9 protein-coding genes are annotated in these 11,986 nt (G+C 52.1%); 6 read left to right on the forward strand and 3 right to left on the reverse strand.

Going from position 1 to position 11,986, the window contains the following annotated elements; all coding sequences use genetic code 11:
• Window positions 1–210 precede the first annotated feature (210 nt).
• The 5 genes from sucA (at window position 211) to JTI85_RS07690 (ending at window position 7,496) form a co-directional block, all read left to right on the forward strand.
• A complete protein-coding gene (gene sucA, locus JTI85_RS07670; protein ID WP_219352373.1) occupies window positions 211–3,012 on the forward strand; it encodes a 2-oxoglutarate dehydrogenase E1 component in 2,802 nt (933 codons plus the stop codon).
• A 14-nt stretch (window positions 3,013–3,026) separates the two neighbouring features.
• Window positions 3,027–4,250: a 2-oxoglutarate dehydrogenase complex dihydrolipoyllysine-residue succinyltransferase gene (odhB, locus tag JTI85_RS07675; RefSeq protein WP_003022925.1), complete on the forward strand. Its 1,224-nt coding sequence runs from the start codon at window positions 3,027–3,029 to the stop codon at window positions 4,248–4,250.
• A gap of 90 nt (window positions 4,251–4,340) precedes the next feature.
• A complete protein-coding gene (gene sucC, locus JTI85_RS07680) occupies window positions 4,341–5,507 on the forward strand; it encodes an ADP-forming succinate--CoA ligase subunit beta (RefSeq protein ID WP_219352375.1) in 1,167 nt (388 codons plus the stop codon).
• Window positions 5,507–6,376 (forward strand): succinate--CoA ligase subunit alpha, encoded by an 870-nt coding sequence (sucD, locus tag JTI85_RS07685; RefSeq protein WP_101742402.1) that lies wholly within the window; start codon window positions 5,507–5,509, stop codon window positions 6,374–6,376. The genes sucC and sucD overlap by 1 nt, the downstream gene beginning before the upstream one ends.
• Window positions 6,377–6,602: 226 nt before the next feature.
• The gene (locus JTI85_RS07690) at window positions 6,603–7,496 is read left to right on the forward strand and encodes a PocR ligand-binding domain-containing protein (protein ID WP_219352376.1); all 894 of its coding nucleotides are present in this window, start codon (window positions 6,603–6,605) and stop codon (window positions 7,494–7,496) included.
• Here the strand turns inward: JTI85_RS07690 and cobA are convergent.
• On the reverse strand, window positions 7,475–8,263 hold the full coding sequence (gene cobA, locus JTI85_RS07695; RefSeq protein ID WP_219352378.1) for a uroporphyrinogen-III C-methyltransferase: 789 nt from the start codon (window positions 8,261–8,263) through the stop codon (window positions 7,475–7,477). The two genes, JTI85_RS07690 and cobA, sit on opposite strands and share 22 nt — an antisense overlap.
• Before the next feature lie 404 nt (window positions 8,264–8,667).
• Between cobA and JTI85_RS07700 the strand changes: the two genes are divergently transcribed.
• On the forward strand, window positions 8,668–9,570 hold the full coding sequence (locus tag JTI85_RS07700; RefSeq protein WP_048212250.1) for a LysR family transcriptional regulator: 903 nt from the start codon (window positions 8,668–8,670) through the stop codon (window positions 9,568–9,570).
• A gap of 119 nt (window positions 9,571–9,689) precedes the next feature.
• Here JTI85_RS07700 and cobO read toward each other — a convergent pair whose 3' ends face one another.
• On the reverse strand, window positions 9,690–10,292 hold the full coding sequence (gene cobO / locus JTI85_RS07705) for a cob(I)yrinic acid a,c-diamide adenosyltransferase (RefSeq protein ID WP_048212249.1): 603 nt from the start codon (window positions 10,290–10,292) through the stop codon (window positions 9,690–9,692).
• Between the two features lie 9 nt (window positions 10,293–10,301).
• Window positions 10,302–11,954, reverse strand: a complete 1,653-nt coding sequence (locus JTI85_RS07710) for a class I fumarate hydratase (RefSeq protein ID WP_048212248.1) — start codon at window positions 11,952–11,954, stop codon at window positions 10,302–10,304.
• Between the last annotated feature and the right edge of the window lie 32 nt (window positions 11,955–11,986).

Raw genomic sequence — 11,986 nt, forward strand, 5'->3', positions numbered from 1 at the left:
CAGGTGAACCCCGGCACGCACGTCGGTGTGCGTGGTAGTATCCACGGCGAAATACTCGTCATAGATCACGTTGCATGTGCGTTGGCTGCACTTGCTCACCCCGGTCACTTACTGGATGTAAGCTCCCAGGGATTCGCAAGCTTGCCGCCTTCCTGAAACGTGATCTATTTAGAGTATTAAATAAGCAGAAAAGATGCTTAAGGGATCACGATGCAGAACAGCGCTTTGAAAGCCTGGTTGGACTCTTCTTACCTCTCTGGTTCTAACCAGAGCTGGATAGAACAGCTCTATGAAGACTTCTTAACCGACCCTGACTCGGTAGATGCTAACTGGCGTTCGACGTTCCAGCAGTTACCTGGTACCGGAGTCAAACCGGATCAACTCCACTCAAAAACACGTGATTATTTCCGTCGGCAGGCGTTGATTACCCCACGTTACTCTTCTTCTATTTCCGACCCTGATGCCAATGTGAAGCAGGTTAAAGTCCTGCAGCTCATTAACGCCTACCGTTTCCGCGGTCATCAGCATGCGAATCTCGATCCGCTGGGACTGTGGCAGCAAGAAAATGTGGCCGATCTGGATCCGTCCTTCCACGATCTGACCGATGCGGATTTCCAGGAAAGCTTTAACGTAGGTTCTTTTGCCGGCGGCAAAGACACGATGAAGCTGAGCGACCTGGTTGTCGCGCTGAAACAAACCTACTGCGGCCCGATTGGCGCCGAGTATATGCACATCACCAGCACCGAAGAAAAACGCTGGCTTCAACAGCGTATTGAGTCTGGCCGTGCCGCGTTCAGTAGTGAAGAGAAGAAACGCTTCCTCAGCGAACTGACGGCAGCGGAAGGTCTGGAACGCTACCTGGGTGCGAAGTTCCCGGGCGCAAAACGCTTCTCGCTGGAAGGTGGAGATGCGTTAATCCCAATGCTCAAAGAGATGATCCGCCACGCCGGTAACAGCGGTACCCGTGAAGTGGTGCTGGGTATGGCGCACCGTGGTCGTCTGAACGTTCTGGTTAACGTACTGGGCAAACGCCCGCAGGAACTGTTCGACGAATTTGCGGGTAAACATAAAGAACACCTCGGCACCGGTGACGTGAAGTACCACATGGGCTTCTCGTCTGATATCGAAACCGAAGGCGGTCTGGTACACCTGGCGCTGGCGTTTAACCCGTCGCACCTGGAAATTGTTAGCCCGGTGGTTATCGGTTCCGTGCGTGCACGTCTGGATCGTCTGGACGAGCCGAGCAGCAATAAAGTCCTGCCAATCACCATTCACGGTGACGCGGCAGTTACCGGGCAGGGCGTGGTTCAGGAAACCCTGAACATGTCGAAAGCGCGTGGTTATGAAGTGGGCGGTACCGTGCGTATCGTCATCAACAACCAGGTGGGCTTCACCACGTCTAACCCGCTGGATGCGCGTTCTACTCCGTACTGCACCGACATCGGTAAGATGGTTCAGGCGCCGATTTTCCACGTTAATGCGGATGACCCGGAAGCGGTCGCTTTCGTGACGCGTCTGGCGCTGGATTTCCGTAACACCTTCAAACGCGATGTGTTCATCGATCTGGTGTGCTACCGCCGTCACGGCCACAACGAAGCCGACGAGCCGAGCGCAACTCAGCCGCTGATGTATCAGAAAATCAAAAAGCATCCGACCCCGCGTAAAATCTACGCTGACAAGCTGGAAGCGGACAAAGTCGCCACGCTGGAAGATGCGACCGAAATGGTCAATCTGTATCGTGACGCACTGGATGCTGGCGAATGCGTGGTGAAAGAGTGGCGTCCAATGAACATGCACTCCTTCACCTGGTCGCCATACCTCAACCACGAGTGGGACGAAAACTACCCGAACAAGGTTGAGATGAAGCGTCTGCAGGAGCTGGCAAAACGCATCAGTACCGTGCCTGAAGCTGTTGAAATGCAGTCGCGCGTTGCCAAAATTTACGGTGACCGTCAGGCCATGGCCGCAGGCGAGAAGCTGTTCGACTGGGGTGGCGCAGAGAATCTGGCTTATGCCACGCTGGTTGACGAAGGCATTCCGGTACGTTTGTCGGGTGAAGACTCCGGTCGCGGAACCTTCTTCCACCGCCACGCGGTGATTCATAACCAGGCGAACGGTTCAACTTACACGCCGCTGCAGCATGTGCATAACGGTCAGGGCACGTTCCGCGTATGGGACTCCGTGCTGTCTGAAGAAGCGGTACTGGCGTTCGAGTATGGTTATGCCACGGCAGAACCGCGCACGCTGACCATCTGGGAAGCGCAGTTCGGCGACTTTGCCAACGGTGCGCAGGTGGTTATCGACCAGTTCATCTCTTCCGGCGAGCAGAAGTGGGGCCGTATGTGCGGTCTGGTGATGCTGCTGCCGCACGGCTACGAAGGTCAGGGTCCGGAGCACTCCTCTGCACGTCTGGAACGTTATCTGCAACTTTGCGCTGAGCAAAACATGCAGGTTTGCGTCCCGTCTACCCCGGCACAGGTCTACCACATGCTGCGTCGTCAGGCGCTGCGTGGGATGCGCCGTCCGCTGGTGGTGATGTCGCCGAAGTCGCTGCTGCGTCATCCTCTGGCTGTGTCTACGCTGGACGAACTGGCAAATGGCACCTTCCTGCCAGCCATCGGCGAAGTCGATGAACTTGATCCGAAAGGCGTGAAGCGTGTCGTGATGTGTTCTGGTAAGGTTTATTACGACCTGCTGGAGCAACGCCGCAAGAACAACCAAAAAGATGTTGCCATTGTGCGCATCGAACAGCTCTATCCGTTCCCGCATAAAGCGGTGCAGGAAGCGCTGAAACCGTTTGCTCATGTACATGATTTTGTCTGGTGCCAGGAAGAGCCGCTCAACCAGGGCGCATGGTACTGCAGCCAGCATCATTTCCGTGAAGTAATTCCATTTGGGTCAGCTCTGCGTTATGCAGGTCGCCCGGCCTCTGCCTCTCCGGCAGTAGGATATATGTCCGTTCACCAGAAGCAGCAACAAGATCTGGTTAATGACGCGCTGAACGTCGATTAAATAAAGGATAAATAATGAGTAGCGTAGATATTCTTGTTCCCGACCTGCCTGAATCCGTAGCGGATGCAACGGTTGCAACCTGGCACAAAAAACCGGGCGATGCAGTACGTCGTGATGAAGTACTGGTAGAAATCGAAACTGACAAAGTGGTACTGGAAGTACCGGCATCAGCGGACGGTATTCTTGATGCGGTTCTGGAAGATGAAGGGACAACCGTCACTTCGCGCCAGATCCTTGGTCGCCTGCGTGAAGGCAACAGCACTGGTAAAGAAACCAGCGCTAAGTCTGAAGAAAAAGATTCTACTCCGGCACAGCGCCAGCAGGCGTCTCTTGCTGAGCAGAACAACGATGCCCTGAGTCCGGCGATCCGTCGCCTGCTGGGTGAGCATAACCTCGAAGCCAGCGCTATCAACGGCACTGGCGTCGGCGGTCGTATCACGCGTGAAGATGTTGAAAAACATCTGGCGAAAGCTCCGGCGGCGAAAGCCGAAGCCAAAGCGCCGGCCGCTGCGCCTGCGCCACAGGCTCAACTGGGCGCGCGTGGTGAAAAACGTGTTCCGATGACCCGTCTGCGCAAACGCGTAGCTGAGCGTCTGCTGGAAGCGAAAAATTCCACCGCCATGTTGACCACGTTTAACGAGGTCAACATGAAGCCAATCATGGATCTGCGTAAGCAGTACGGTGACGCGTTCGAGAAACGTCACGGTATCCGTCTGGGCTTTATGTCTTTCTACGTGAAAGCGGTTGTTGAAGCGCTGAAACGCTATCCGGAAGTGAACGCGTCCATCGACGGCGATGACGTGGTTTATCACAACTACTTTGATGTCAGCATGGCGGTCTCCACGCCACGTGGTCTGGTAACGCCGGTCCTGCGCGATGTGGATCTGCTGGGTATGGCAGACATCGAGAAAAATATTAAAGAACTGGCAGTCAAAGGTCGCGACGGCAAGCTGACGGTTGAAGATCTGACGGGCGGTAACTTCACCATCACTAACGGTGGTGTGTTCGGTTCCCTGATGTCCACGCCGATCATCAACCCACCGCAGAGCGCCATCCTGGGTATGCATGCCATCAAAGACAGGCCGATGGCGGTAGACGGCAAGGTTGAAATCCTGCCGATGATGTATCTGGCGCTGTCTTATGACCACCGTCTGATCGATGGTCGTGAGTCAGTAGGCTTCCTGGTAACCATTAAAGAGTTGCTGGAAGATCCAACGCGTCTGCTGCTGGACGTGTAGTTAATAAGAGTATCACCTGCCCCGTAGGTCTGGATGCTTATCAGACCTACGGGTAAAAGATAACGATTACCTGAAGGATGGACAGAACACATGAACTTACATGAATATCAGGCAAAACAACTTTTTGCCCGCTATGGCTTACCGGCACCGGTGGGTTATGCCTGTACTACTCCGCGTGAAGCAGAAGAAGCCGCTTCAAAAATCGGCGCTGGCCCGTGGGTAGTGAAATGTCAGGTTCACGCTGGTGGCCGCGGTAAAGCGGGCGGTGTGAAGGTTGTGAACAGCAAAGAAGACATTCGCGCTTTTGCTGAACACTGGCTGGGTAAACGTCTGGTTACTTACCAGACAGACGCCCATGGTCAACCGGTAAATCAGATTCTGGTTGAAGCAGCGACCGACATCGGTAAAGAACTTTACCTCGGCGCAGTGGTTGACCGTAGCTCCCGTCGCGTGGTCTTCATGGCCTCTACCGAAGGCGGCGTGGAAATCGAAAAAGTAGCGGAAGAGACCCCGTATCTGATCCACAAAGTGGCACTCGATCCGCTGGCAGGCCCAATGCCTTACCAGGGACGTGAGCTGGCGTTCAAACTGGGTCTGGAAGGTAAACAGGTTCAGCAGTTCACCAAGATCTTCATGGGTCTGGCGACTATCTTCCTGGAGCGCGACCTGGCGCTGATCGAAATCAACCCGCTGGTTGTCACCAAACAGGGTGACCTGATCTGCCTCGACGGCAAACTGGGCGCTGACGGCAACGCGCTGTTCCGCCAGGCTGACCTGCGCGAAATGCGCGACCAGTCTCAGGAAGATCCGCGTGAAGCGCAGGCTGCGCAGTGGGAACTGAACTACGTAGCGCTCGACGGCAACATCGGTTGTATGGTTAACGGTGCGGGCCTGGCAATGGGTACCATGGACATTGTTAAGCTGCACGGTGGCGAACCGGCTAACTTCCTTGACGTGGGCGGCGGTGCGACCAAAGAGCGTGTAACCGAAGCGTTCAAAATTATTCTCTCCGATGACAACGTAAAAGCAGTACTGGTGAACATCTTCGGCGGTATCGTACGTTGCGACCTGATCGCTGACGGTATCATCGGCGCGGTAGCAGAAGTAGGTGTAAACGTTCCGGTCGTGGTGCGTCTGGAAGGTAACAACGCTGAACTCGGCGCGAAAAAACTGGCTGATAGCGGCCTGAATATTATTGCAGCGAAAAGTCTGACGGATGCAGCTCAGCAGGTTGTTGCCGCAGTGGAGGGGAAATAATGTCAGTTTTAATTAATAAAGATACCAAGGTTATCTGCCAGGGCTTCACCGGTAGCCAGGGGACATTCCACTCCGAACAAGCGATTGCTTACGGTACGCAGATGGTTGGCGGCGTAACGCCAGGTAAAGGCGGCACCACGCACCTGGGCCTGCCGGTGTTCAACACCGTGCGTGAAGCTGTAGAAGCGACGGGCGCAACCGCCACCGTTATCTACGTTCCGGCACCGTTCTGCAAAGATTCCATTCTGGAAGCAATCGATGCTGGTATCAAACTGATTATCACCATCACCGAAGGTATCCCAACGCTGGATATGCTGACCGTGAAAGTGAAGCTGGATGAAGCTGGCGTGCGCATGATCGGCCCGAACTGCCCAGGCGTTATCACCCCGGGCGAATGTAAAATCGGCATCATGCCGGGCCACATTCATCGCCCTGGTAAAGTGGGCATCGTTTCCCGTTCCGGTACCCTGACCTATGAAGCAGTTAAGCAGACTACCGACTACGGTTTCGGCCAGTCTACCTGTGTAGGCATCGGCGGCGACCCGATCCCGGGCTCTAACTTCATCGACATCCTGAAGCTGTTCCAGGAAGATCCGCAGACTGAAGCGATCGTCATGATCGGTGAGATCGGCGGTAGCGCGGAAGAAGAAGCGGCTGCGTACATTAAAGATCACGTCACCAAGCCGGTGGTTGGCTACATCGCGGGCGTCACCGCGCCGAAAGGTAAGCGTATGGGTCACGCTGGTGCCATCATCGCCGGCGGTAAAGGTACAGCGGATGAGAAATTCGCGGCTCTTGAAGCTGCAGGCGTGAAAACCGTTCGCAGCCTGGCCGATATCGGCGAAGCACTGAAAACCGTTATTAAGTAAGCCATAAAAATACAGCCCTGGCTTTCTGCATGGTCAAGGGCTGGTCTAATTTCGACATGGTTGGCCATCTGATGATGGCCTTTTTTATTTTCTGTCATCCCGCATCATGCAATTTGATCACAATCATCTTCACAAATGAGATTATTTTTTGCGGCGAGCATCATTCTTTCTTTTGCCTGGATTTTGCATATTACCGCCTTTAATCATATTAAGGTTGGAGGATGGCGTGTCGCTGAAAATTCAGGATGATTACTTACCATGTTTTTTCTCTATAGTAGAAGTCTTCTCCAATGCGACGGGGTTAGCAACGGTAGTCGTTGATGTTACAGGCAGAGCTCTCTCTGATTGCCATAATTTTAATTCATTCTGTAAGCTGATGAGATCGAATAAACGCTACAGTGTTGGTTGCCAAACGTGCGATAAACAGTGTGTTTTTGAGGCACTGAAACAGTGTAAGCCCAGAATATTCAACTGCCATGCAGGGCTAAGTCTGTTCTCCATACCATTAATTTATGAGGAGAATCTGCATGGTTTTATTATCTGTGGTCAGGTTCGGGCTAAGTACCAGGAATATAAAACCATCATTGTTGAAGATGAATCACGATGGATGTGTGATCCTCAAATAAAAGCCGAGTGGGATCAGCTTGTTGCGGTTGATAATAATACGTTGGTGGCATCGGCTAATTTATTGCATTTTATTGTTAACAATTTTGAGGTGCAAAAAAAACAATCTGAAGTGGTATTCGATAAACCGACAAGTAACGTCCGGCACTATTTAACGGAGCTTTCTCGTCATGAGAAAAAACTACTGGCGGCACTGCGTTATATTGATGATAACCTGTATAGTGACTTATCTCTGGAGTCTGTGGCGGCACATGTCTGTTTAAGTGCAAATTATTTCAGCCGATTTTTTAAGAAGCGCCAGGGCGTTAACTTTAAAACCTGGGTGAGTCAGAAAAAAATGCAAAAGGCGGGGGAGTTATTACACGATCCGGTTCATTCAATAGACAGTATCGCCCGGAAACTTCAGTACGCACAAACCAGCTATTTTTGTCGCGTTTTCCGGGCGGCGCATCAAACATCACCCCAGTCTTTTCGTCACGCCAGACTCTCGCAGTAAAGATGTTCAGGGAGGTCGATAGCGGTAGGAATAAAAGACAGACGATCGCTCAGCGTGACGACATCGCCAATGACGATCAGTGCAGGCGGCGTAATGTTGGCTTCCTGCGCATTGCTCAGTAACGAGCCGAGGGTACAGGTCAGCCGGCGCTGATTCTCCCGGGTCGCGGACATGATGATGGCCGCGGGCGTCTCCGCCGGTTTCCCACCCATCAACAGTTCTTCACAAATAAACGCCAGATTCGCAATACCCATGACGATAACCAACGTACCGTTAAGTTTCGCCAGCTGGCGCCAGTCCTGCTGCTGGTTGCCTTCGCGTGTATGACCGGTCACCACGTGAAAACCAGAGGCGTAATCGCGATGTGTTACCGGGATCCCGGCACAGGTTAATCCCCCAATGGTTGAACTGATACCGGGGACGACTTCAAAAGGGATCCCCGGCTCAATAAGCCCTTCAACTTCTTCGGCCCCACGACCAAATACGTAGGGATCGCCCCCTTTTAAGCGCACGATATTGTGATGCGTCTGGGCATACTGAACGAGAAGCGCGTTGATTTCATCCTGTGGCACACAATGAAATCCCGGATTCTTACCGACATTGATAAGCTCACAGTCAGCGGATGCCCATTCCAGAATCTTAGGATTGACCAACCTGTCGTAAATAATGACATCTGCTTGTTTAATGCACATCACTGCTTTGAGGGTGAGTAATGAAATATCACCGGGACCTGCGCCAACGAGCCAGACCTTTCCGAAAGTTTTCACATTGTGTCCTTTATCACGTCTAACAAAAAAAGGCAGAACCACTCCGGAGAATGATTAAAAGCAGTCGTTTGCCTGTAAGTTATAACGCTGAATTTTCCTAAATTATCACAAGGATAATATTGATTAATCTCGCAAAGTTTTTTCCACAATAAACAAGATGACTTGAAAAATTATTAAGAACTTATTGGCGCTATGTGTCTGAATTTAACCTTAATTAAATTGTGTTTATTGTTGTGCTTGAGTATTATTGGTTAATATTTATCCGCCATCAGTATGAACAAATCATGGATTGGATCAATGACATCAATGCCTGAAATAAAATATAACACTCGATGTTTATTCGGGTGATATGAATTATTTTTTATAAATTAAACTATTTTTGTACGCTGCATATGGAAGAGGTTATGAGAGGAAAAATACCCAAAACGGAGTTGCTGGTAACTTTTGAAGTGGTTGCGCGTCACGAAAGTTATACCCGGGCAGCTGAAGAGCTGGCTTTAACACAAAGTGCTGTTTTCCGCCAGGTGAATGCGCTAGAGGATTTTCTTAATACAGCGCTATTTAATCATGCCAAAAAGCGCATTTTTTTAAATGCGGCAGGCAAACACTATTTAACTATTGTTAAAGAAACACTGAACAAGCTTGAACGAGATACGACGACGATCATGACATGGCAGCCGACCGTACAAGTGATCGAACTGGCGGTTAACCCGACGTTCAGTACGCACTGGCTGATCCCAAACCTGCGTGAGTTCAATAAACTCAATCCTGATATTATCGTTAATATTCATTCTCTGGCGAATATTGGTGATTTTCTTAACCGGGAATATGACGCAGCGATCATGCGGGAAGATTTTTACTCGCCGTGGTCGGGGGTCGAGTACCTGTTCGAAGAGGAAATTCTGCCAGTGTGCAGCCGTTGCTTGCTTGCTGAACCGGACCGGAAGCTGTCCGTCGATGAACTGCTGAACGAATACCCGCTGTTGCATCAAAGTACCCGCATCAAAGGCTGGCAGGAATGGTTTGCGCTGTCCGATGTCAGCAGTCCGCTGGTGAATAAAGGTCCGCGATTTGATCTGTTGTCGATGCTGATTGCGGCGGTACGTTCCAATCTTGGCGTCGCATTGCTCCCCCGTTTTGCCATTCAGCACGATCTGGATAGTGGGGATATGGTGATTCCTTGCGATGTTCCAATGCGTACCGGGAATCGATTTATCATGACGTGGCGGGAGGAGAAATCAGAGTCCCTTCATTTGGAGATCTTCCGCAACTGGTTGCTAAATAAATCCGTGATGTCGGCTGCCTGATGGCGGCTTGCGCCTTATCAGGCCTACAGGTTTCGGTGTTCACCATAGGCCCGATAAGCGTATCGGTTTTGGGTAAATCGCCGGATGCGGCGTAAACGCCTTACCCGGCAAAAGAGCGATTACCAGTCGATCCCTGGCTGTGCCTGAATGCCGCTATCAAAAGCGTGTTTAACCGGGCGAAGCTCGCTGACCGTATCGGCAAGTTCAAGTAACAGCGCATGGCAACCGCGCCCAGTGACGATCACGCTCTGGTCGGCAGGGCGATTTTCGATGGCGCTGATTACCTCCTGCGTATCCAGATAGTGATAAGCCAACATATAGGTGAGTTCGTCCAGTACGACCAGATCGTAATGCGCATCAGCCAGCATGCGCTTACTTTCCTGCCACACAGCGGTGGCCGCCTCGATATCGGCTTCCCGGTTCTGGGTTTCCCAGGTAAAACCGGTACCCATAATATGAAACTCCACGCCGAGAGGGTGCAGTGTGTTGTACTCGCCATTATCCCACTGGCCTTTAATAAACTGCGCGACGCCAACGGTTTTTCCGTGACCAACCGCGCGTGTCGCCGTGCCGAAGGCTGCGGTAGATTTTCCTTTACCATTGCCGGTGAAGACAATCAGAATCCCTTTCTTCTCCGTTGCCGCCGCCACGCGGGTATCAACCTGCGCTTTCAGCTTCTGCTGACGCTGGCGATGTCGGTCATTGTTGGCTCGCGCTTCCATGATAGCTCCTTAATGTCCTGCCGGGCAGGTTGCGCAGCGATGCTGCTGCTCAAACTGACTGAAGAAGTTATTGCCTTTGTCATCTACTAATACGAACGCAGGCATATTTTTAACTTCCATCATCCACACCGCTTCCATGCCCAGTTCGGGATACTCAAGGCACTGCAGGCTCTTCACATACTGCTGGGCCAGCAGAGCCGCTGCGCCGCCAATGCTGCCGAGGCTAAATCCACCGTGTTTGTGACAGGCATCAGTGACCTGCTGACTGCGGTTACCCTTGGTGAGCATAATGAGACTTCCGCCTTGTGCCTGGAAAGCATCGACGTACCCATCCATGCGTCCGCCGGTTGTCGGCCCCATGGAACCGCAGGCCTGGTTTTCGGGAGTTTTGGCGGGGCCGGCGTAATAAACGATATGTTTTTTCATGTATTCCGGCATCGGTTCGCCGTTATCCAGGCGCGCTTTGATGTTTGCGTGGGCGATATCTCGGGCAACAACAATTGGACCGCTTAACGACAAACGAGTCCCGATGGGCAGGGCGGAAAGGTCATGCAGGATTTCGCGTAACGGACGGTTCAGATCCAGTTGAACTGTCTGGGCGCCATTTTCCACCCGCTGTGAATCAGGGATAAATTTGCCCGGGTTATGCTCGAGTTTCTCCAGCCAGATACCGTGTTTGTTAATTTTGGCTTTGATGTTGCGGTCGGCAGAACAGGAGAGGGCCATGGCGATAGGGCAGGAGCCGCCGTGGCGCGGTAAGCGAATTACGCGAATATCGTGGGCAAAGTATTTGCCGCCAAACTGCGCGCCGATGCCAAACTCGCGGCTGGCATTGAGCAGTTCGGCTTCCAGTGCTGTATCGCGGAACGCCTGACCCAGCTCGTTCCCGCTGGTGGGCAGGTTATCGTAATATTTGGTTGATGCCAGTTTGGCTGTCTTCAGCGCCTGATCGGCGGACAAGCCCCCAACCACGAAAGCGATGTGGTACGGCGGGCAAGCGGCGGTACCCAGCGATTTCATTTTTTCGATCAGGAAGGCTGTGAGCTTTTCCGGCTGCAGAATGGATTTGGTTTCCTGGAATAGCGCCGCCTTATTGGCAGAACCGCCGCCTTTGTTGACGAACAGGAATTTATACTCATTACCCGGCGTGGCGCTGATGTCGATTTGCGCTGGCAGGTTAGTCTGGGTATTGACCTCGGTATACATGTCCAGCGGGGCATTTTGCGAGTAACGCAGATTGTTTTCGGTGAAGGTGGTATATACGCCTTTGCTCAAGGCTTCGGCGTCATCGCCGCCTGTCCAGACATGTTGTCCTTTGCAGGCCACAATGGTTGCCGTCCCGGTGTCCTGACAGTTAGGCAGGACGCCTTTGGCCGAAACCTCAGCGTTGCGCAGCAGTTGTAATGCGACGTACTTATCGTTACCGCTGGCCTGCGGGTCGTGCAAAATGCTGGCTATCTGTTTCAAATGTCCGGCGCGCAGAAAAAATGAAGCCTCATAAAATGCCTGCTGTGCTAATAAGGTTAACGCTTCAGGCGCCACCTTAATCACTTCCTCTCCGTCTAACTCCGTTACCGTTACGTGCTGGTTACTCAGTAATTCATACTCGGTATTATCTTTACTCTGAACAAAGAGTTCCTGCCAGACAAATGGTTTAGACATGTTTACTTCTCACCTCTTCATTTTTGCCGGAT

Source organism: Citrobacter sp. Colony219 (genome assembly GCF_019382635.1).
Lineage (GTDB): Bacteria > Pseudomonadota > Gammaproteobacteria > Enterobacterales > Enterobacteriaceae > Citrobacter > Citrobacter youngae.

Bases quoted from the DNA above. Each gene is read 5' to 3' on its own strand.
- sucA (WP_219352373.1), top strand. From the start codon at position 211: ATGCAGAACAGCGCTTTGAAAGCCTGGTTGGACTCTTCTTACCTCTCT.
- odhB (WP_003022925.1), top strand. From the start codon at position 3,027: ATGAGTAGCGTAGATATTCTTGTTCCCGACCTGCCTGAATCCGTAGCG.
- sucC (WP_219352375.1), top strand. From the start codon at position 4,341: ATGAACTTACATGAATATCAGGCAAAACAACTTTTTGCCCGCTATGGC.
- sucD (WP_101742402.1), top strand. From the start codon at position 5,507: ATGTCAGTTTTAATTAATAAAGATACCAAGGTTATCTGCCAGGGCTTC.
- JTI85_RS07700 (WP_048212250.1), top strand. From the start codon at position 8,668: ATGAGAGGAAAAATACCCAAAACGGAGTTGCTGGTAACTTTTGAAGTG.
- cobO (WP_048212249.1), bottom strand. From the start codon at position 10,292: ATGGAAGCGCGAGCCAACAATGACCGACATCGCCAGCGTCAGCAGAAG.
- JTI85_RS07710 (WP_048212248.1), bottom strand. From the start codon at position 11,954: ATGTCTAAACCATTTGTCTGGCAGGAACTCTTTGTTCAGAGTAAAGAT.